At 52.9% G+C, this 19,860-nt stretch carries 20 protein-coding genes; 12 read left to right on the plus strand and 8 right to left on the minus strand.

All coding sequences use genetic code 11. The annotated features are described in order from the left end of the window. The first annotated feature begins 186 nt into the window (after positions 1 to 186). From GH665_RS03575 to GH665_RS03585, 3 genes are all read left to right on the plus strand, one after another. A complete protein-coding gene (locus tag GH665_RS03575; RefSeq protein ID WP_153134694.1) occupies positions 187 to 993 on the plus strand; it encodes a hypothetical protein in 807 nt (268 codons plus the stop codon). 76 nt (positions 994 to 1,069) lie between these two features. Continuing rightward, on the plus strand, positions 1,070 to 2,383 hold the full coding sequence (locus tag GH665_RS03580) for a HEPN/Toprim-associated domain-containing protein (RefSeq protein ID WP_153134695.1): 1,314 nt from the start codon (positions 1,070 to 1,072) through the stop codon (positions 2,381 to 2,383). 333 nt (positions 2,384 to 2,716) lie between these two features. Beyond that, complete coding sequence (locus GH665_RS03585) at positions 2,717 to 3,031, plus strand: hypothetical protein (RefSeq protein WP_153134696.1); 315 nt, start codon at positions 2,717 to 2,719, stop codon at positions 3,029 to 3,031. A 51-nt stretch (positions 3,032 to 3,082) separates the two neighbouring features. Here GH665_RS03585 and GH665_RS03590 read toward each other — a convergent pair whose 3' ends face one another. Genes GH665_RS03590 through GH665_RS03600 form a run of 3 tightly spaced genes read right to left on the minus strand, consistent with a single transcriptional unit; the run spans position 3,083 to position 5,422 of the window. Further along, positions 3,083 to 4,108 carry an HNH endonuclease gene (locus tag GH665_RS03590; protein WP_153134697.1) on the minus strand — a complete coding sequence of 342 codons (1,026 nt, stop codon included), beginning with the start codon at positions 4,106 to 4,108 and terminating at the stop codon, positions 3,083 to 3,085. Between the two features lie 41 nt (positions 4,109 to 4,149). Next, complete coding sequence (locus tag GH665_RS03595; RefSeq protein WP_153134698.1) at positions 4,150 to 4,893, minus strand: hypothetical protein; 744 nt, start codon at positions 4,891 to 4,893, stop codon at positions 4,150 to 4,152. After that, a complete protein-coding gene (locus GH665_RS03600; protein WP_153134699.1) occupies positions 4,886 to 5,422 on the minus strand; it encodes a hypothetical protein in 537 nt (178 codons plus the stop codon). The genes GH665_RS03595 and GH665_RS03600 overlap by 8 nt, the downstream gene beginning before the upstream one ends. Before the next feature lie 869 nt (positions 5,423 to 6,291). Here GH665_RS03600 and GH665_RS03605 point away from each other — a divergent pair. Next, complete coding sequence (locus GH665_RS03605) at positions 6,292 to 7,551, plus strand: STAS-like domain-containing protein (protein ID WP_153134700.1); 1,260 nt, start codon at positions 6,292 to 6,294, stop codon at positions 7,549 to 7,551. A gap of 9 nt (positions 7,552 to 7,560) precedes the next feature. Here GH665_RS03605 and GH665_RS03610 read toward each other — a convergent pair whose 3' ends face one another. After that, positions 7,561 to 8,754 carry a TIR domain-containing protein gene (locus GH665_RS03610; protein ID WP_153134701.1) on the minus strand — a complete coding sequence of 398 codons (1,194 nt, stop codon included), beginning with the start codon at positions 8,752 to 8,754 and terminating at the stop codon, positions 7,561 to 7,563. Between the two features lie 445 nt (positions 8,755 to 9,199). Here GH665_RS03610 and GH665_RS03615 point away from each other — a divergent pair, with 445 nt between their 5' ends. Continuing rightward, positions 9,200 to 9,424 carry a hypothetical protein gene (locus GH665_RS03615; RefSeq protein ID WP_153134702.1) on the plus strand — a complete coding sequence of 75 codons (225 nt, stop codon included), beginning with the start codon at positions 9,200 to 9,202 and terminating at the stop codon, positions 9,422 to 9,424. 119 nt (positions 9,425 to 9,543) lie between these two features. Next, entirely contained in the window at positions 9,544 to 9,696 is a 153-nt protein-coding gene (locus tag GH665_RS39005; protein WP_246216132.1) for a hypothetical protein, read from the plus strand. 33 nt (positions 9,697 to 9,729) lie between these two features. Here the strand turns inward: GH665_RS39005 and GH665_RS03625 are convergent, their stop codons facing one another. After that, a complete protein-coding gene (locus GH665_RS03625; protein ID WP_153134704.1) occupies positions 9,730 to 10,128 on the minus strand; it encodes a helix-turn-helix domain-containing protein in 399 nt (132 codons plus the stop codon). 251 nt (positions 10,129 to 10,379) lie between these two features. Here GH665_RS03625 and GH665_RS03630 point away from each other — a divergent pair, with 251 nt between their 5' ends. The 4 genes from GH665_RS03630 to GH665_RS03645 all read left to right on the plus strand — a co-directional run bounded on the left by GH665_RS03630 (position 10,380) and on the right by GH665_RS03645 (position 12,333). Continuing rightward, positions 10,380 to 10,754, plus strand: coding sequence for a hypothetical protein (locus GH665_RS03630; RefSeq protein ID WP_153134705.1), 375 nt, complete (start codon positions 10,380 to 10,382; stop codon positions 10,752 to 10,754). Between the two features lie 17 nt (positions 10,755 to 10,771). Further along, positions 10,772 to 11,503: a hypothetical protein gene (locus GH665_RS03635; protein ID WP_153134706.1), complete on the plus strand. Its 732-nt coding sequence runs from the start codon at positions 10,772 to 10,774 to the stop codon at positions 11,501 to 11,503. 88 nt (positions 11,504 to 11,591) lie between these two features. Next, the gene (locus GH665_RS03640) at positions 11,592 to 11,939 is read left to right on the plus strand and encodes a hypothetical protein (RefSeq protein ID WP_153134707.1); all 348 of its coding nucleotides are present in this window, start codon (positions 11,592 to 11,594) and stop codon (positions 11,937 to 11,939) included. A gap of 28 nt (positions 11,940 to 11,967) precedes the next feature. Continuing rightward, positions 11,968 to 12,333 carry a hypothetical protein gene (locus tag GH665_RS03645; RefSeq protein ID WP_153134708.1) on the plus strand — a complete coding sequence of 122 codons (366 nt, stop codon included), beginning with the start codon at positions 11,968 to 11,970 and terminating at the stop codon, positions 12,331 to 12,333. A 113-nt stretch (positions 12,334 to 12,446) separates the two neighbouring features. On the opposite strand, the gene GH665_RS03650 is transcribed toward GH665_RS03645, so the two are convergent. After that, positions 12,447 to 13,595 (minus strand): site-specific integrase, encoded by a 1,149-nt coding sequence (locus GH665_RS03650; protein ID WP_153134709.1) that lies wholly within the window; start codon positions 13,593 to 13,595, stop codon positions 12,447 to 12,449. A 773-nt stretch (positions 13,596 to 14,368) separates the two neighbouring features. Here GH665_RS03650 and GH665_RS03655 point away from each other — a divergent pair. Further along, positions 14,369 to 17,599 (plus strand): plasmid replication protein, CyRepA1 family, encoded by a 3,231-nt coding sequence (locus GH665_RS03655; RefSeq protein ID WP_167530899.1) that lies wholly within the window; start codon positions 14,369 to 14,371, stop codon positions 17,597 to 17,599. 333 nt (positions 17,600 to 17,932) lie between these two features. Next, the gene (locus tag GH665_RS03660; RefSeq protein ID WP_153134711.1) at positions 17,933 to 18,247 is read left to right on the plus strand and encodes a hypothetical protein; all 315 of its coding nucleotides are present in this window, start codon (positions 17,933 to 17,935) and stop codon (positions 18,245 to 18,247) included. 113 nt (positions 18,248 to 18,360) lie between these two features. On the opposite strand, the gene GH665_RS03665 is transcribed toward GH665_RS03660, so the two are convergent. Together GH665_RS03665 and GH665_RS03670 are read right to left on the minus strand one after the other, a co-directional pair. Beyond that, positions 18,361 to 19,401: a restriction endonuclease gene (locus GH665_RS03665; protein ID WP_167530900.1), complete on the minus strand. Its 1,041-nt coding sequence runs from the start codon at positions 19,399 to 19,401 to the stop codon at positions 18,361 to 18,363. A gap of 45 nt (positions 19,402 to 19,446) precedes the next feature. Beyond that, entirely contained in the window at positions 19,447 to 19,752 is a 306-nt protein-coding gene (locus GH665_RS03670) for a DUF3892 domain-containing protein (RefSeq protein ID WP_153134713.1), read from the minus strand. Positions 19,753 to 19,860 lie beyond the last annotated feature (108 nt).

Below are 19,860 nucleotides of genomic sequence, written 5' to 3' on the forward strand. Positions count from 1 at the left end.
AGGGTGACGTGAAAACTGTCACTGTTGCTCGTCGATTTCGCGTTGGTCCCCGACAACTTGTTACGATGTGGCTGGCGCGGAACGATGTTTCGGCTGGCCGTTGCTGTCCAGAGATCGTGTGCGCCAATTTTCGTCTGGCACGTAGACGTGCGTTAAAGAAAATTCATTGATCTGCGGGGGGCATTGGTGAAGGTTTCGGACCCAGAATATCAAAAGCACGTCATCTTCGATGAACTGCAGCAATACGCGAACTTCTACGAGAACCTTGCCGATGGTGTTTTCCAATTCGTCTCGGTAGGAACGACCGCCATTTGCAACATCGATACCTATGTCTACTCAGCTATCGCGGGTACGATTACATCAATCGGCATGGTCCTGAAAGACGGCAGAATCAACGATGCTTATGCCTTGCTCAGAAAATACTATGATTCCGCAGTCATCAACGTCTATTCGAATCTGTACCTTCGGGAGTACCGCAAGGGGTGGGACTTTGCTGCGAAGCCGTTGCTTGCTGAGCATATCAACGGCTGGCTTCATGGGCGAGTGAAGTTACCCGAATACCGTGTAATGTCGAACTACATACGGTCCAGCGAAACGCTTCGTACGATCAACGGCCTTCTCCACGCGGACGACACCTACAAGGAAATCCGAGGCCGATGCAATGATCACACGCACTACAATTTCTTCGAAAACGTCGTGCTGAACAATCGAGAAGTGTCTATCCGTAATCGAGGTACAGCTCTCGAACAGATTCGGTTGGACGCGATTGCGATCTTCGTTCTCCATTTTTCCTACGTGGTATCTGTGAACGAACACTACGTGATATCGAGCGACTACATGGATCACATGGAGTGCGGGTCAACCCCTCCCGACGGGTGTGAGCATTGGGTTGCACCCTACGCACAGGAGGCGTTTCACTCGATCCTGCGTGTCCGCAGGCCAGATATAGCAGAAGTCATTCAGCAAAATAGCGCAATGCAATTTGATAACTGACGGTAGATAAGATGTTGCAGATTTAATCGTAAGCCTTTCGTCCACAACCTTATCTGAGCAAAACGCTCCAGCTACCATGGGCACGGAAATTTCTCTTGATATCGGCGGCCTTACCGTTGACTGGAGCAAAAATGTGAGGGGCACCGATCACGGGCCTCTTTACCAGGAGCGGGACCGAAAACGCGTCCTGTGCGACGGAATCGACTATGAATACCTCCAATCTGAAGGGGAAGACCCTGCTGGGTTCGAGATGTCATTCAGTCGGTCGCTCGGCACCATCTCTCGTCGTTTGGAATTGTTGGGCTTTCGTCTAGATGCAGTTCGCCATTTCTATGAAGTGGCCACGAAGCAGTGGCGGGAGGACCGTCTCACACTAATGGACGCTTCGGAGGCCAACGGAGTTGGGGCGGAGACAATCCCCGAGCCGATGAATTTCGAAGAATACTTGACGTTCATAAGAACCCATCCGCTTGAAACCCTGAGCGACCAAGTTATAGAGGATATGAGCGATAACGGCGAGCGAAGGTTCGGAGACCGATTCGGCGGCAAGGAGCAGCTTGCGCGGATACCCGGAGACTCAGAGGGCAAGAGTTGGGCGTATTCGGAAAGATCTTTCTTCGGAGCGTTGATCAATTTTCTCGGCCCGTACTCAATGTTGCGACTACTTGCGGAATGCCCGGACAACCTCAACCTAACAGTGGACTGGGGGTATGGTCCACTAGTTGAAGAAGGACGTGCAAGCGTAGATGAGTTCACTCCCTGTGCGCGACGGAGCCAAACTTTTCTGATCGTTACTGAAGGATCATCGGACGTCCATATCCTGAAACACGCGATTCAGCTACTGCGACCCGAGGTGGCGGATTTCTTCCGTTTTATCGATGTTAGCGAGCGACATCCGTTCTCGGGCACAGGCGGGTTGGTTAGGTTCGCGGAGGGGTTGGCAAAGATTGACGTCCAAAACAAGATCGTTTTCCTGTTTGACAATGATGCTGAGGGGGTTGAGGCCTTGAAGGCGGTGCGCCGGTTCAAGTTGCCTCTGAATATGGGAACTCTGGTTTTACCTGATATGGAGGAGTTCCGGCAATTTCCCTCGCAGGGGCCCGATGGCATCACAAACTCGGATATCAACGGTCGTGCAGCCGCGATCGAGTGCTACCTCGACTTGAATCTGCCGCAGTATGGACCGGCGAAAGTTGTGTGGACAAACTACAAGAAGGACAGCGGCGTCTACCACGGCGCGTTGGAGCACAAGGAATCCTACGCCAACGAGTTCTTCGATCAGAAAGCAGAGACAATTCGAGACGGAGGCTACGACGTGAGCAAGATTGAGCGCGTGCTGGACGCATTGATAGAAGAATGCAGTTGGTTGGCGGTGGCGGATTTTTGCTGACAGCAAAGATGGGCTAACTGCGAGCCCTCACTGCGACAGTAAATTGCTATGCGTAACAGGACACTATCCCCGGTGTGGCGTGGGGCGATGCATCATACTGAATGGGGATTGGCAGCACTGCTTAACCCTAATAAGCTGATGATCTGGCTCGGAAATTCCCGTTAGATCAAGGGTATAGAGCGCCGGTGCGTAAGGGTGACGTGAAAACTGTCACTGTTGCTCGTTGAATTTCGAAGTGGTTGCCGTCGTGCTGGTCGTGGTTGCCTGCTTGCAGTTGCCTTGAAGGTCGATCTGCTGGACCCTGGACTCACTTTCAACGAATGGAGTGCGATCATGGTCGATCAGAAGCAAGGTGTGGCAAGCAAGGATGAGAAAGCAGGCAAGTTGGTTGCCGCTGATCCGAAGGCAAGTGCTGTTGTTCCGGGTGCGAACGTGACGACAAACGATACCGCAGCGAAGGCCGAACCAGCTACGCCGACGAAGATGGATCTGGCGACGGAGATCTATAAGCGCATGCGTGCGGTAAAGGACGTGACAAGGAAAGACATCATCGAGAAGTTCATCGCCGATGTGAAACTGACGAAGGCTGGCGCGAGCACGTACTACCAGATGATCAAGGACAAGCACGAGCCGATGGGCAAGAAGTGACTTTCCGCTAGATGTCTTGTTCTGCGAAAGGCTCCTACCGGAGCCTTCGTTTTAGGTCCGAAACACATTGATCTCATGCCAAGCGAGAAATGGCAGGATATCTGAATGTTCCGTGGATTTAAGCCGCAAGTCACGAGTCACATTGAGCTGATTGAGAATGCCGTCTTTCAGCTTGGTGCTGATTTTGATGCGAAATTTTTGATCGAAGGTAATGAGGCCACTGTCGAAGAGCCGATCAAGATTGGGCGTGAGTAGCAATCCGTTTGCAACATTGATCCTGTCTTTAGGGTTTTCACATTTGCTCCATGGGCGAATATGACTTGCAATGAGAAGATCGCGTTCCTTGCAACCGAACACTGAACAACCTCCCCATCTGTTGATCAGGGCATCTCGAAAGCGACTCTGACCAACGCGGACTTTGATCATTGCATCCCGCTCTGTATCACTCAGCTTGGAAATGAAATCCAAAAACGCAGGGTCGCTTGTAACGCCATCTTCTAGTTCAATTCCTTCCCCATCCCGGATCTTGTTGGACTTGAGTCCGCGGACTATTCGATACTCACCCGAGTCTTGGTCGTACGATTGGACGTACCAAGCTGTGGAGTCGAGAGATCGTGCATCGACAGTGGACGTTTCAAATGCACCCGCATCCTTGTCGCCTCGGTTGCCGGCAACCATTATCGGACGGATGGGCTTATTGTCTGAGAGGGCGGTGTAAAGCGCATCATCGAACTCCTTGGAGCGGTTTGTCCACGCTCTCAACTTGCTACGGACGTTATCCTTTTTTTCGCCTCTGTCTCGATCGATAAGGCGCTGGCGATACTGGCGCCCATTCGATACATGAACGTGCAGTCCGTCGATTGTCTCGATGTCGTCAAACCATATGCACAGTACGACAGCCTCTGTTGGTTTTCCCACAAACGCCCATTTTGTATTGCGAAAGCTGTTCGTATTTGGATTTGCAAGAGGTTTCCCTTCCTGATCAAAGCTCCATTCCTCTACGTCATGCTCGGCTTGGGTAAGTAATTCGCGAACAGGCGGCTTGCTAGTTGGCGGGATGAGTGGCGGCAGGTTCATTTACCAAATCCAAGTACGTACGATAAGGCGCGGCTATTGGGCTAAACGGACAGGTTCTTTATCTCCACAGCCGCCGCCGCGTGGCCTGCTTGCGTAAGCCGGTAGCCCGACTTCGTGTCGCCATGTGTGAGTTTCTCTGCGTGTAGATCTCGCAGGCGGTTGTGAACAGTGCCAGCGCTCCGGCGACTCAAACTCCTCAGCACTGCATCTACGGGAACGGCGTCGGGATAGTGGCTGTGCAGAAGGAACAGCAGCTCGGTTCGGACTGGGACGTCCGCGTGGATCAGCCTTGTGCCGTCTATTTCTTCAACGAGCGTCCCCACGGGCGCTTGCACGAGTTCGATCAACGCGCCGGCCTCCTGCATTGATATGCCCGTCGCGTGCCTAAGAAGCTCGGCAGTTACCCAAGCCGCACCTTGGTGAGTGAATGCCAAGTCGTGTGTGTTCGTGTCGACGTCGTTCTTGTGGGCGATGTTTCGCTTGTTTCGGAAGGTGTACATAGCACGCGCGACCCGCGCGGCGCATATCCGCAACCCCTCGGGAAGTGTCGTGTTCTCGACCTTCTTGCCAAGATAGTCATCCACACTTGGCTTCGCGTCATAAGTTCCGGTGTCGATGTGCTGAAGGCACTGCACGAACGTCTCGACAAACTTCCCCGGCGCAGCCCTCTCAAGGGTCCTCGTTGCACAATCCCGCCTGATCTTCATAAGATCGGCCACTAGGTCAGCGGCTAGCGTTGGACCGACGAGGCTGGACAGGGCGGCTGCGAGCCGCGACTCATCCACCGATCATCCCCTCGACGCGCTTAACTCCCTCGTGACTGACTTTATAGAGCTTACGGGCCTGACGACTGTTCCCGCTTTTCTTGAGCTGTAGGATCAGCATCGGCTTCTGGTTCTTCATCGAGTCGATTGCGTCGGTGATGTTCGCGACCTTGTGTCCGAGGTGAGTTAGTTCTTTGTTAGCCGAGGCAGCCGTGAAGTTCTCTGCCCCTTGGCAGACCTGTAACCAGTAACCAACGACGAGCGCCCTCTCGCCGTTGTTTTTCGGGCCAGCGGCTGCGTAAAGCTCCGCGAAGGTAGAGAATGTCGGCGCATCCTTGGCTGCCTCGTCCGCGGCCTTTTCTGCTGCTGCCTCGTCGGCTGGCTCGGCATCGACAAGCGCTGCGCTGCTCCTGTTTGTTACCTTTGCATCAATACCTAGCAGGCTCGTGATGTAGGTCAGGACGCGGGTTCTTGCTTCTTCGTCCAGCGGCTCTAGCGCGTCATGCACGGTTCTGATGGCGCTGAATTCCTTTGCTGCCTCTTCGCTCATGACAAAAGTCCCCGGACGAATTGTATGACAGCATTGTATTCGTAGCATCTTGAGTGTCAAACAACTCATGTTGCTCCGAATGTGGCCGGCGGGTCACGCGTAATGCTGACTGACGCGACGGCACGCAGGCCGCGGTTTAGGATGCCGCCGGATACATGTGTGTCGCGAACGTTGTGGTCGCTGCGAAGCAGCAACAACGATGCATCGTGCGTGACGTGCTGAGGTGGCGTACAGGAAGTTAGTGGCTGCGCGGTGAGGTGGTACCAAGGGTTCGCGGGACAACAGCGCGAATTTTTGACGCTCGATCAGCAGCTTTTCGAGGCTACGTACTGGGGTGAAAACTGGCGTCGCCGTCGAACCCGCATGACACGTGGTTTTCAATGGTGCCCGCTAGAAAACCACGTCTAAAACCCGCATGAATAGTGGGTTTGCTCAAGCCGTTGCAGCTTGGGAAGCTAGGGTATTACCATTATACGACGCCCGCAGAGCCCGCAATTTTACAGGGGTTTCGGCGCTTTGGGGAGTCGGAATCGTGTGAAGTGGCGTGAAAAGTGTATCCACTTCGGAAATTCTTGCTGGCATCGCGAGCGGAACCGTTGGCAGGAGTTCCAGACAGGTTGGAGACCGCTGTTCAAAGATGAACTGCAAATGCCTGCTGATCGGTGCACGCGCGACCGTTACTGGAGCCTTTTGTTACTGTTCCACCGGCTGCGATCGCGCAAGCGAGGTCCTTCGATATGTGGTCCCGTGTTCCTCCGACGGAACTATCGGTGCTTGGAACTTGATCTACGTGCCCGTTCTTGGCACGATGTTGTAAACACCGGGAAGAATTTCTGATACAGAAAACTAACTAAACGTACGGGGGCCGCTTGAGCAGCTATTTGGAAAGAAAAGACAACCGAATAATCGTGGCGGGGGAGCTATTTGACTTTCACCGATTTCTATCTCTTGTTCACGCAGCGATTGAAAAGATGTCGTATCGAGAAGTGATACTTGATTTTGAAAAGTGTACTTCGGCATTTCAAAATGCCATGCTTTCAGTGTGCGCCCAAGTGCTAGCATATCGAAATAGCGGAATTGATTTTTCGGTAATTCCACCCACTGATAAAAAGACTGAAAATCTATTTAGAAATACAAACTGGGGGCATTTTCTTGATCCGCGTCGGTTTGATCCTTCGACGTTTAAAGGGCATACACGAATTCCGGCCACCCAGTATAGAGACCCGACCGAGCAACAGGCCGCTGTAAATCGGATTGTAAACGTTATGCTCGGTGCTATTCCAGAGCTAGAGCGAACGGATTTTGCCGCTTTTGAATGGGCTGTTAACGAACTCACCGACAATGTTTTAGTGCACTCCGAGTCAAATGTAGGCGGATTGGTCCAAGTTTCCACTTTTGTAAAATTCAGCAAGCGTGTTCAATTCGTCGTCGCTGATGCAGGCATTGGAATTCCAAACTCCCTTCGGAGCGGCTATCCGGAAATTAATTCCGATACCGACGCCCTTGATAGGGCGATCCGCGAGGGAGTCACCAGAGATCTGTCGGTGGGTCAAGGAAACGGTATGTTTGGAAGCTACCAGATTTGCAGCAAATCCGGAGGCGATTTTCTCATTGATTCTGGTTATGCCAGATTAAAATATACTAAAAATTCTGGCTTATCCATAGCGAACCAAGCCGTACCGTATTCGGGGACATTAGTTGTTGCTACTATTGACTTTTCGGATCCCAGTCTCTTGGCCGATGCCCTTAATTTTAAGGGGATAAAACACACGCCTCTGGATTTCATTGAAACAAAATACGAAAAAAATGTAGCGGGAGATATCTATTTCAAGTTGATCGAAGAATGCTCGTCATTTGGAAGTAGAGTGTCGGGAAGGCCTGCCAGAAACAAGTTAGTAAACCTTCTTAAAATGAGTGGCGAAGGCGTCGTAGAGATAGACTTCGAGGGTGTTCCTTTGCTCTCTAGTAGTTTTGCCGACGAAGTTTTTGGAAAACTATTTCTCTCTATTGGGCCAATAAAATTTATGCAAAGAATCAAGCTGAAAAACATGATGGGGACTGTAGAGGGCCTAGTTAATAAGGCAATCGCTCAACGAATGCAAGTTGGAATATCTGATGCAGATCTTTAAAAGTTGACTCTACTCCGAAACCGGAAGCGGTGTGCTCTTCATCGCGCTTATTGCCTCGAAGAGCTTGATTGTCACGTTTCCATCAAGCGTATCGCCTTGATAGCGAACCTCGTAGAGTCCCTGTAGGTTTGATGGCAACTTGACGCCGTCACGCACGAGTAGGATGAAACGACGCCCGTAGAGTGCCATTGCTGCACCGATCTCGATTAACACGTTCTCGTTGATAACTGTGTGTTCGTTGGCACTGCTATCCATCAGCTGCCGTTCTCCATCCACATGAATGATGGCGGCAGCGCAGTCTCGCATATCATTCATAACTTTGTCAGGGACAGGCATCGAGACGGACTGTTTCTCCACGGAAACTACAGGAATCATTTCGCCGAAACCGAGTAGTTTTTTTATTGGCTCGATAAACGCCATATTTTTGCCGTGCGTGATGAACACCTTTCGATTCTGAGCGGTGATCTTTGCCACAGGCGTGGATGCAACCGCAGAGCCAGGCGCACTGGCCGCCGGAGGCGCAGCAACCTCGGTTGCAAGTTCAAAAGCCGGATCAGGGATAGGGGCGCCTTGCTCACCGCCGTTGCTGGGGGCTAGCGGAGCGGGCGCCGTTCCCGCGCCCAAATGCACATAGCTCTTATCTTTGATCTTGCGGATGTATCCGACAGCGTCGGCCGTTTCAAGAATAAGCGTCCAAACACCAGCGGCCCTATCTGCTGGTACGCCCATCGACCTCAGCACGTTTTGACCTATGTCTTCGCGCGGAACCGCGTTGCCCGAATACTTGGACAAAAACTCCTTCAATACTCTCGGTTTCATGACGGCCTCTCGCTTCGCGAGAAGGTCGTCTCCTTCAGCCAGAGGGTTCAAGATTCGTTTCGCCAATTCGGTTGGAGCAATGCTCGCTGCCTTGGCGCTTGCGTCCGTCAGGCCGTACGCGAGTGCTGCGCCGCACAACATGCGAAAAATACTGCTCGCAGGTTGCAGGTTTAGCGCTGATGCGACGTCTATTGGAGCCGTTGCGCTGCTTCCGTAATGGTCGATGATTGCTTGGGGGACTCGAAGTGCTTCGGTAATCGAGTAGGCGGGCACATCATCTTGAGACACGTAAGCTCGAGATTGCGTTTGAGTCGTTGTTCGAGTTCGCCCGTTGACAGCAGATCGACCAGTGTTCGTTGCTTTTTTTTCAGGTGTCTTTGCCACGCCAGGCTCCTATTATTGTTAGCCATTAATGTACCTAAAAATAGCCGCTTATGCGATGCCCGTTATTGACGGATGCATCGTACCTTGGCCCACACAACGCAACGCAACTTCTGGCAGCTGCATCTCGATTCTTAAAGTACATCGTGAACTGATCACCGGGATGTCTGGTGCTCGAAGGGCAGAAGCCGGTCGCGTACTGCCGACGACGGGCTTACGAAGTTCTGGCCACATATGCTGATTGCATAAGACGGTTTCCCCCCGGCTCACTGGCGTTCACCTAGCCTTACACGCGAACAGTCGAACATCGTTTTCACCTCGCAAACGGTCAATGCAGGCGTGGGGAAACGACCGGCTGTTTTGGGTCAGAACTGGAATGGCTCGCCCAGCGAAGCACATAGCCTTCGCCATGTTGCTCAGAGCGCGACATCGCCCGGATAGTCTTCGCATGGAAGACATCCAACACCACAGCGATTTCCCGCCGCTAACTGCCCGTCAGATTCGCGAACTGGCCGCTGCCCTTCACGAAGTTTTCGGAAGCAACCTCTCTCGGGCGCAGTTTGCCGACAAGCTGCGGATGTTTCTTGAGGATGTGCCGGGATATGAATCTGGTGAGGCGTCGTCATTACTGATTGCCTCGGCGTGGTCGGCGTATCAAGGGACCGAAGAATGACGCCACCACTATTTCATATCGGCGAGGTTGTTGCGACGCGCGGCGTCTTCGCGCATCTTAAGCATCACCGCATCGCGGCCTTTTCATATCTGAGACGCCACGCTTGCGGAGACTGGGGAATGGTGCCGCCCGAGGATGCGGCGGCGAACCGGTCTGCGGTCGAGGATGGTGCGCGAATCGTGTCGAACTACGACATTGCAGGAAAACGGGTCTGGATCATCACCGAAGCAGATCGCAGCATGACGACACTGCTGTTTCCGGACGAGTATTGATCGACAGGATGGCAGTGGGCCAGGCTTTGAAGGCTATTTGCGTCGATGGCCCTTGCCCGCATGCTTCGCCTTGAGCATATCGGTGAACTGCTGCACGAAATTTACGACGAGCGCGCGTTCGTCAGCATCCAGCCCGTTCAGTGCATTTGCCACATTAGCCAGTTGATCGTCAGGCCGCGTTGACCCACGCTGCAATAGCTGATCTACCGAGCATTCCAGTGCATCGCTCAGTTGCTGAAGGCGATGCAGAGTTGGTACCCGGGTTCCGCGTTCCCACCGGCTGACTGCCTCTTGTTCCAAGTCGATCATCTCCGCGAGTTGCGCTTGGGTCAAACCCTTTGCTCGTCGTAGCCCGGCAATGGATTCGCCCACCCGCGCCGCGAGTTGCGCGTCCTGCGTGTCGTTGGTGGACTGATTTGAGCGAGTAGGCATAGGACAGAATGGTGGTCTCTATGCCAAACTTGATGAACACCCTAAATGGAATGTATATTCCTAATTAGATGATTAACGTATCTATGAAGCCATTTATTTCCCGCTAGGTCGCGTGACTGGGCGAAATCGGCGCTCCGAGCTAGGTTGCGTGTCCAACGTCTAAGCGGCATCGGAAGCAGTAACGAATTCTGAAAAATTATGAATAGCCACCGGCTCAGTTTTGATGTCGGGTAGCTCACGAGGCCAAACAAATGATCAAACTGGAAATCAGTCTCACGGGGGCAGGGCAGGACGAGTTGCGTCAGCTGGAAGCGCTGCTACAGAAAGTCGTTGCCTCACTGCAACCACACATGAAGGGGATCGAGGCTACCGTTGCCTCGATCCCGGTCGTGGATCCGCTTGAATCAACGAAGAAGAAGATTCTCGACCATATCCGATGGCGGAAGATCGACTCGAGGTGCATGACACGAGATTTTTGGGATGTCGATATCCAAGACTGGCTGAATCCCAAGGACAAGAACAGGCTGAGCGCGGCGCTCGATTCGTTGTGCAAAGATGGGATGCTGGAGTGCACGGGGAAGTGGGAGTATTACCTGACGACCGAAGGATATAACGCGATCTACTGACGACAGGCGGAGGCAGTATGTCGCATAACTCGGAAAGCGGCTTGTTCGCAATGATCGAGCGCCTTTGGCGCGCTTTCATGGCTGTGTTTTGGGTCGCAGTCATGGTGTTGCTGCCAATCTTGGGGATTCGCGGCCTGTATGTCGCGTGTCGCAGAAAACGCATCGCTGCGGACAAGTACGAGCGGCGCTATTGGAGCAACGAGATCGTATTCAATGGGTGTCTTCTGTATGGGGTCTTGGTGATTTACTACCATCTGTTCCAAGACATCATCTTTTACCCGTTTGGGTTGCAAGCACAGGCGGATTTCACGAACTACTTCGACACGATCATGGGGCTTCCAGCAGCTATCTGGTATGCCTTTACCGATCGCAATTTGGCGATGAGTGATGATCCGCTGACCTTTCTTACGCCGACATTTTTCGGTGTATTTGCGCTGTTCCTTTGTTCGTTCGCATTGAGCTATTTTCGCGTCTTTGGACATGTGGGACCGGATGGCGTGTGGGGACCGAGCGAAAGACGATGTCGTGAACTCTGTGAGCAATTTGACCGCGAGGAAGCACCATCGCGAGCGCTGTCGAAAGAACTCCATCAGCATGAAAAACGTCACCCAAGCAATCATCCAGCTTGGAGCGAACTATCCGTTGACCAGCAGCAAAATTTAACGGCTAAATGGGAGACGGAGAAAGAGGGCATATGGAAAAAGATCGAGGAATGCCCTCGGGCGTCTTACTTCAATAAATCCAAATAGCCATGCTACGACTGATTGAACACATCCACGCTATCGCAATGGCCATGCTTGCGGCGGGACGGAGGTGTCCAATGATGATGGTCTTGTGATGAAATTCGAGAACTTGTTCGAAGGAAAATCGTGGCCGCACGCGAAGGAGCGGCTCGGTGTCATGTCGGTCGATACGCTCAATCGTATCTGGCTACTTGTTCGTGAAGAGGATGGTTATCTCATCGCCATCGCGAAGGACGGCAAGGATGCATTGCTCGGTCGCATGTGCAAGCGTGATGATGGCAAGTTCTGCATCGAAATCGTTGTGCGTGCCCCAATCGAAAACAATACGCTTGGCCGCTACGTGTTTTGGCATGTTCATTCAACCGATAAGCAGCGTCACGCCCGGCGGCTCTATGAGGTGATGCGAAGCCACCTTGATAGGGCAGTAGATAAAGAAATTTGACGGTGACGGTATAGAGGAAGGAATACAAATGCTGCGCCCGACAAAGGAAGAGTTCCAGCGGTGGCGCGGAACAGGCCTCGCGTTCTTCGGAACGTACCTGCATCCGAATCCGAATCCGAAGCTGTACAAATACACGTGGCAGATATGGACGCCAGATTCGCCGCTCGAAGGATCAGAATTCTTTGAGCAGGGTCCGCGCTATAGCACAGCAAAGTACCGGGAAATAGAGAGGCAGATGTTCAATGCTGGCGCTTCGGGATTTGTCTACAATCGCCAGCTTCCGCGTCTCGGTATCGGCAAGCCGTTTGACCTGACGCACCCTCGATGGGCAAACCGGGTATGGGCACCAGCATGGGAAGATGACCCGGACCCGGAATGTGACGGGCACAAGTAAGAGGGTACAGAGCTGGGATTCGTTGCGTGGCGAATCCCGGTTTTGTACGCCTTTTATAACAGATGCAAAGTGACCCAAATTCATGCGGGTCGAAGCAGCCAAGACCCCTGAGTTTATGCGGGGTCCAGCAGCAGCGAGTCGATGACTTTTACGGCCTTGCGACTTGCATCATTCGGGCTCAAGTGAGCATAGCGCTGCGTCATCTTCGGATCGCTGTGGCCTAGCAACACGGACACTTCATACAGGCTGACACCAGCCTTGACCAGCTTGCTCGCGAACGTATGCCGAAACGTGTGCAGGGTAACGCGTCCACCGCGCTCCTTGACCGCTGCCGGATCATTCAGCCCCGCGCGCTCAATAGCCTTCTTGATTGACTTCGTGCTGTAGCCGCGCTCGTTGCCGGTGCGGTCTTCGAACACGTACCGTTGACCCTGCCTGCGTTCTTCCCACCGGCGACGAAGGATCGCTTCGAGTCGGGAGGTCATGTACAGCACATCCTCGTTCCTTACCTTGCTCCGGTACAGGTTGATTGTGCAGGCATCAAGGCTGATCGCCGACCACGGAATGTTTGCGACCTCGGAGTAGCGACACCCCGTATCCAGCAGAAAAACCGTGATGTCGTAATTGTCCTGCACATTCCGCGTCATCTCAGGTGTTCGCGTCTCTAACGGCTTTAAACCGTTTCTAAGCCGCTCCGGCTCGAGTTCGAGCAATAACGCCGACTCTTCGATGGAATCCAGATATCGAAGCCTATAAGAAGTCTTAAGCGCGGGAAACACGATTTCACGATTCACTTTGAAGCCGAGCTTCGTCATTTCGTTGATGGTTGCACGCAGCAGGCCAATCTCGTGTTTGATCGTTGCAGGTTTGTCGCCTTCGGCCTTGCGTTTCGCAACGAGGACTTCGAAATCGCGTGTTGTCAGTTCGTGCAGCAGCGTGTCGGGCGAAAATCCATAGCAGGGAAGCTTCGCCTTCGTTTTCGAATGAAGCTTGTACCCCATCGCTTTCCGGATACCCGACCACATGCCGCTGTAGTAAGCGGTGCCCTTGCGGGATTCAACGTACTGCTCAAGCGCATCCTTGATTGTGATTTCGGGCGAGTCGCCCAGATACCGCTCGCTGTGCGCGCGGTTGCGGAATTCGCGTTCGACCTGAGCGGCCTTCGTCTTGTTCGGCGTGCCGGTCGAACCGAAGAATTTCTTGCCCTGAATCTGGAACTGGTAGTACCAGTTTTTGCTGTTGTTTCGACGGATTAGCGTCATGGCGTTGCTCCTTACGGAATGTAATTGATGAGCAACACCATCCGGGCTGACGCGGAGTATGACAACAGCTTTCGCCCATGCCAGCGAACAGGTTCAGGGGAGAGATCGCTGAGGCGGACAGCGACATCTTCAGGCGGGTCGAGCGGTCGGTGCAGATAACACGCCCCTTTAGCAACTCAGAAAAAGAACTTATCTATTTTTAATGAACACCCCCGCGCTTGTCGGGTAATTGGAATTTTCTCAGGTTCAGGGCGAGATCGTTAGGCCGGAGAGGGCGGCGCGGAACAGGGGCGCAGATGGCGATGGCGTTTGCCAGGCGCAATGGACGGTGTGCGGGCCGTCTGGAGGGCGATTGGCAAATTCGGTTCTTTCAGCAGATAAGACGCCGCTTTAACAACACAAACAAAACACTTATCTACGAATTAATGAATACCCGCGCGCTTGTCGGATGGGGCGGTCCAGACCAGTGATTTGACAGTCAGGAGTCTGGTGCGGTAATCTGCGGCCCGCTGATTCGAGAGTAGGCATGCGTGAGACACGCTACTGATACAAAGGTAGTGGTATTGAACCTTTCCGGCGACAGGTAACGTGCGTCGTCATGGGCTTCCAGGTGGAAGCCGGCCCGGGGTGAGACCGGGCGGTTAGGGGGTATAGGCAATCGAACCAGCCTATAGCGAATGATCTTCGGGGTCATTCGTTATAGGCTGGCCCGTGTGCCTGCCCACTCTCCTGGTTGGTAGCCATTGGTCAAGTCCTTTTTCATGGAGATGACGATGGTTACGAACACTTCCCCTGAGACCCCCCGGCGTCAGATTGCTGAGGGCGTCTGCGCAACACAAAACCCCCTTTCGGGTGCTCCGTCCGAGCCGTTTCCGATATTGGTATCGAGCATTGCGACGCTGAAGGTTGCGATCAATCGGCACATCAAAAATAAGATCACCCGCGATGATTCCGATGGCTGGTCCAAGGCCACCTATAAATTCGAGAATCTTGAGCTTGCGCCGGATGCCTGCATTGAGGAAGTGCGGGCAGGTCATGCGCTCTGTGCGTGGTTGAAAGGCCCACGGAAATCGAAGAATTTCCTGTGCATGCAAGTACTGGCGGTCGATATCGATTCCGGTCTGACGATCGAAGAAGTGCTTGCGCACTCATTCTTCCAGAAATTTGGCTGGTTCATCTACACGACGCCGAGTCATCGCGCGGACGCCCATCGTTTCCGGATTGTGTTCCTGATGGAGCAGCCAATCGAGACCGAGCAGCGGATGAAACTGGCGTACACCGGCATCATCCGTATGTTTGCGGGCGATCGGTCCTGTACGGATGCGAGCCGCTTGTTCTTCGGATCGGAGAACTGCGAGGTCCATCGCGTAGATCGCGTGCTCCCAATAGAGCAGGTCGAGCACGTGATCGAACTGGGAGGGAACGTGATTCATAACGATGGTCGCGCAATCTCAAACGACGGTCTTGCAAATAGTCGGTCGTCGGTGACGCTCGATAAAAACGAGATGATCAGGACCGAGGGCGACGGGACATATCTGCTTCACGAGTTGACGCGAGGAACGCGTGTCTTCTGCCCGCATCATATGGACAAGCACGCCAGCGCGTTCGTTGTCACGTCCAAAGCTGGGCAGAACGGCGTGTATTGCAGTGCCTGCGCGCAAACTTTCTGGCCGCAGTGGAATCATCGGTCGCACCTCCACGAGTTCGATTTTTACTCTTTCGAAGATGGGCTGATCGAGATCGACCACGAGGAGCAGCAGCATCCATCGGAGTGGCTCGATGCGGAGGCTCCGGTCGAGTATCGGGAGATGATCGACGAGAAGGCGGTTTATATCAGGGATTCAGAATATCTCGATGAGGCTGGTTTTCCTGATCTCGATGACGACGGGGTATATGGAATTCGGAGCCCAAAAGGAACTGGGAAGACGGAACAGTTGGAACGCGCCGTCAAGAAATGGAGGACACAGGGAAAGTCTGTCTTGTTGATCGTACATAGGCAAGCCTTGGCTGGATCATTGGCGGACAGGCTGAGCATGCACTGTTATCTGGATAGGCTGGATGATTATGTGGATCGCCAGGAAGCTCTCAAGTACTGCGTGGTATGCATGGATAGCCTGGATCGCTATCTTGACCCGAAGCGTCACAAGTACGATGTGGTTCTGATCGATGAGAGCGAGCAGGTGTACTCCCATGTATTGTCCAGCACCTTGGGACATAAGAGGAAGCCGTGTTTCAAGAAAATGCACCACTATATTCGGTGCGCGAAACAGGTTGTGTTGTGTGACGCGGACCTCGGGTGGTTGACCTTCAATATCACGGCTTTGCTTCGTGACGACGAAGGGGCCGTGCGGTTCTATGTCAATCGGTTCCGCAAGAATCGGGATCAAATGCAACGGAAACATGTGGTGCATCTATATAACAGCGAACTGGAATTGCGGGATTACCTGATCGGTGTGGTCGGAAATGGCGGAAAGCAGTTCGTAGCATGCAATTCGAAGGATACGGCGAAAGGTATCAAGAAGGTATTGGAGTGGCGGTATGGGGATAAGATCCGTATTCGGATCATTACGTCCGACAACTCGACGACCGAAGAAGTCCGTAGGTTCATTACGCAGATCCGGAAAACCTCGGCTACTTACGATGTTCTGATTGTGTCGCCCTCAGTTGGAACGGGTGTGGACATCAATATTCCCGAAGGCTTGCCTCAATTTACTCATGTATTCGGTTTTTTTGGTGCGGGGATTACGACACACTTCGAAATGGACCAGCAACTCGCCCGGGTGCGGAAGGTGAGGGACCAACATGTATGGATTTCCTCAGCGCGCCTGTATCTCGAATACGAGGTCGATGCGATACGTCAGAGCATTCTTGCGCGCGGCGAGCTTCCAGAGGTGCTGAAGGGGTACGACTGGCAAGGGCGCCCACAATATGACGAAGACGACAAACTAATCGAGGTCTATGCTCAGGTGAAGTCGATGCGTCATGCGTCGCTCAACAACGTCCGCAAACATTTCGTGGACTTGAAGAAGCGCGAGGGCTGGGAAGTTCGCGAAGCAGATCACGACATTTCGGAAGATCCGAAAAAGCTGCAGAAAGAATATTTTGGCGCTAAGAAAAAGGTCAGGGAAGAGGAAATTGAGGTGGTCGCAAATGCCTCCCGGATCCCCCTCAAGCGTTACCTCGAACTGTGCGACAAGCAGACTGTAACCACCGACGAGAAGGCGCAGATGTCTCGTTTCCAGATCGAAGATTTCTACGATGTGAAGGAGGTTTCTATCGATTTGGTGAAACTCGACAATCGCGGGCGATTTCGCGAATGCGTGTGGCTTTATTCGGTGTTCTTGGCCAACACGTATCAACGGAATCAGTTTGCTCTGCTTGAGCAGGGTGTATCAGTAACGGAGCGCGACGACTACATCAGGAAGTGCGAACTGCTGAAGACGCTCCTTCGTGCTGCGGGTGTCGTAGACGAGCATGGGAAGTTGGACACGTTCGCCGAGTTTGAGTCGGGGACGCTCGGTGCTTTCGTCGATGCCGTTGAATTGCATGTGCGGCAAATTGGGCTGATGTTTGAGACGAGCGTTCGTGACGACCTGCGCAAGAAGCCCATGTATCAGCTTAAGGTGTTCCTTAAGATGCTTGGACTCAATACCACAAGGACGAACAAATACGAAGGCAAGAAAAAGATTTACAAGTACATGCTTGATCTGGAGTCAATCGAGTTGATGGAAAAGTATCGGAAGAGCTTCGTGAAAGGGGCGAAGGAGATTAAGGTCCAACACAACGTGTTGGACGGCGGGCACATGATGGTCATGACTGAGACGCCTGAAAAGCCGAAGCGGATTAGGTTTGTGAACGTCGATAAGAAGCCTGAGAAAAAGTGGGAGGAACTCACACCTCGTCAAAAGCAACGGGAGTCGCTCAAGATGCCGAGGAAGATTTCCTCCGGCAAAAAGAAGAAGGAGATGTTTATCGCTATTCCTGTCGAGCCAAACAACGATTGATCGTAGTGCTGATTAATGATTCGCGATATTCAATGATTTGTAGATAGGTGTTTTTTCTGTGTTGATAAAGCGGCGACTTATCTACTCGAAAGTGGGGCCAACGATAAGTTGGCCCCACAGCAGAATCTAGTTAAGCTGATGATCTGGTTCGAAAATTCTCGTTAGATCAAGGGGGTAGAGAGCCGGTGCGTGAGGGTGACGTGAAAACTGTCACTGTTGCTCGCTGAATTTCGAAGTGGTCGCCGTCGTGCAGGTCGTGGTCGTTCGCTTGCCGTTGCCTTGAAGGTCGATCTGCTGGACCCTGGACGCACTTTCAACGAATGGAGTGCGATCATGGTTGATCAGAAGCAAGGTGTGACGGGCAAAGACGAGAAAGCAGGTAAGCCTGTTGCCGTTGACTCGAAGGCAGGAACTGTTGCTCCAGCTGCGAGCGTGACGACGAACGATACCGCAGCGAAGTCGGCACCAGCTACGCCGACGAAGATGGAACTGGCGACGGAAATCTACAAGCGGATGCGGACCGTCAAGGACGTGACGCGGAAAGACATCATTGAGAAGTTCATTGCCGATGTGAAACTGACGAAGGCCGGTGCGAGTACGTACTACCAGATGATAAAGGACAAGCACGAGCCGCAAGGCAAGAAGTGATTTGCCATTGGAAGCATATTTCTACGAAAGGCTCCCACGGGGCCTTTCACTTTACCGTGACGCACCGAGTCAAAGCGTAGTTGTTGCTCACATCTTCGATGGTGCCGAACGTCTCAAGACGCCGCCGGCGCTATCTTAACTTCGCCCGGATTGAGGCCAGCGAATTCATCAAAATTTTGGAAACCGGCGACCCATACACTGAAGATGGTGCCATTTTCCAATGGCTTATCGTTGCCAGAGACATGCTGTGGAGCATTGAGCTGATTTAGCATCGTCGTCTCTTCCCCTACGCTTCTCGCGGCAGCTGTGACGGTGTTGCGCACACAATCCTCGACTGCTAGCGCGAATGCAAGATTCTTTGCTCTGTCAAAGATCATTCGGCTTTGATTGATTGAGATTCCTATGTGAAGGGTTGCGCTTGGTATGAATATCGTGCCATCGTTGATTTTCGCAACTATCGGCTTGGGCGGTGCCAAATTTACGGTGACACGCGCCCTTAGCGTTGCGTCGAACTTTCCGTCTGCCGAAAATGCTGCCGGTTGGTAAACCTTTTGTGCTGCATCTTTTGCCGCGTGTTCGATTCCTTCCTCAAGCGTTTTGAACGATCTTCCAGGCCATGTAATCGGAGTGCTGCTATTCGTCTCCGCGTTGCCGAGCCGGAGGTCCATACGTGTGCTTGTCGGCTGACTTCCCGGGAGTGAAAAAGTGCGCTCTGTCGAGAAGCCCCCGATTGAAATCGATATCACATGAAGAAAAAAATCAATGATCTTGCCGGGCGCTCCCCATTCGTCGTTCGTAAGATCTCTAACAAGAAACAGATCTATTGAGTCTGCTTTGGCCTGCGTCACCGCACCAGATTGAAAACCGTTGTTGGAAAATATGACGCCGCGGGAGGCGCCGACTTCGCGGACGGTTGTCGCCATCGAATCGACCGTTGCTCGATCGACGGCCTTGTTCCAGAATTTGCACTCGGCTACGATAAGATGCTCGTAGAGCCCTTGCTTGTGGCGGATAAGGACGTCGATTTGCCGTGGAGCCCCCGACCGCCCAGGCAGCACGACGTTATGCTCGACACTGACTTCGCCCGTCCTGTTCAGTTCAGCAACAAGTTGTTCGAAACCGCCCCAATCTTTGACTAAATGAGAAAGTTGCATAGGTTGAGCTCTATCCATAAACGAGATGCGTAGCCTTCGTACCGACTAGCGTTCCGGAAGAGCAAGCAGATTGTCTGTTGTCCGCCCGTCCGCAACGGTCTGGACATATTTAACGTGTCCGTTGTTGTGGACGTGAACCCATGCGCCCGGTTGGTTGGGGTTGCGATCGGGACACCAAACGCTGTATTCGCCATATTGCTCGATATAGCTCACCATCTCAGCTCGCGAGCAGGCCCCTTCCTTCCCAGTTGCATTCTCTCCTTCGAGCTGTATCCACCAAAGGAAGGCAATGTGCTCGTGCCCCCGCCCCCCGGCCATTCGCCGTGCAACACACTTGATCGTTGTCGTCATATCGGACCTTTCTATTCGGGACCGCGCGGATGAACTCGCGGGCGGGTTGGCACCGACCACCGATGCCCGATTCGATTGATGTGGCACTAATTATAGCGCTTCGGAGTA

It is taken from the genome of Paraburkholderia agricolaris (assembly GCF_009455635.1).
Lineage (GTDB): Bacteria > Pseudomonadota > Gammaproteobacteria > Burkholderiales > Burkholderiaceae > Paraburkholderia > Paraburkholderia agricolaris.

Bases quoted from the DNA above. Each gene is read 5' to 3' on its own strand.
- GH665_RS03580 (WP_153134695.1), top strand. From the start codon at position 1,070: ATGGGCACGGAAATTTCTCTTGATATCGGCGGCCTTACCGTTGACTGG.
- GH665_RS03585 (WP_153134696.1), top strand. From the start codon at position 2,717: ATGGTCGATCAGAAGCAAGGTGTGGCAAGCAAGGATGAGAAAGCAGGC.
- GH665_RS03590 (WP_153134697.1), bottom strand. From the start codon at position 4,108: ATGAACCTGCCGCCACTCATCCCGCCAACTAGCAAGCCGCCTGTTCGC.
- GH665_RS03600 (WP_153134699.1), bottom strand. From the start codon at position 5,422: ATGAGCGAAGAGGCAGCAAAGGAATTCAGCGCCATCAGAACCGTGCAT.
- GH665_RS03615 (WP_153134702.1), top strand. From the start codon at position 9,200: ATGGAAGACATCCAACACCACAGCGATTTCCCGCCGCTAACTGCCCGT.
- GH665_RS39005 (WP_246216132.1), top strand. From the start codon at position 9,544: ATGGTGCCGCCCGAGGATGCGGCGGCGAACCGGTCTGCGGTCGAGGAT.
- GH665_RS03625 (WP_153134704.1), bottom strand. From the start codon at position 10,128: ATGCCTACTCGCTCAAATCAGTCCACCAACGACACGCAGGACGCGCAA.
- GH665_RS03630 (WP_153134705.1), top strand. From the start codon at position 10,380: ATGATCAAACTGGAAATCAGTCTCACGGGGGCAGGGCAGGACGAGTTG.
- GH665_RS03635 (WP_153134706.1), top strand. From the start codon at position 10,772: ATGTCGCATAACTCGGAAAGCGGCTTGTTCGCAATGATCGAGCGCCTT.
- GH665_RS03640 (WP_153134707.1), top strand. From the start codon at position 11,592: ATGAAATTCGAGAACTTGTTCGAAGGAAAATCGTGGCCGCACGCGAAG.
- GH665_RS03645 (WP_153134708.1), top strand. From the start codon at position 11,968: ATGCTGCGCCCGACAAAGGAAGAGTTCCAGCGGTGGCGCGGAACAGGC.
- GH665_RS03650 (WP_153134709.1), bottom strand. From the start codon at position 13,595: ATGACGCTAATCCGTCGAAACAACAGCAAAAACTGGTACTACCAGTTC.
- GH665_RS03655 (WP_167530899.1), top strand. From the start codon at position 14,369: ATGGTTACGAACACTTCCCCTGAGACCCCCCGGCGTCAGATTGCTGAG.
- GH665_RS03660 (WP_153134711.1), top strand. From the start codon at position 17,933: ATGGTTGATCAGAAGCAAGGTGTGACGGGCAAAGACGAGAAAGCAGGT.
- GH665_RS03665 (WP_167530900.1), bottom strand. From the start codon at position 19,401: ATGCAACTTTCTCATTTAGTCAAAGATTGGGGCGGTTTCGAACAACTT.
- GH665_RS03670 (WP_153134713.1), bottom strand. From the start codon at position 19,752: ATGACGACAACGATCAAGTGTGTTGCACGGCGAATGGCCGGGGGGCGG.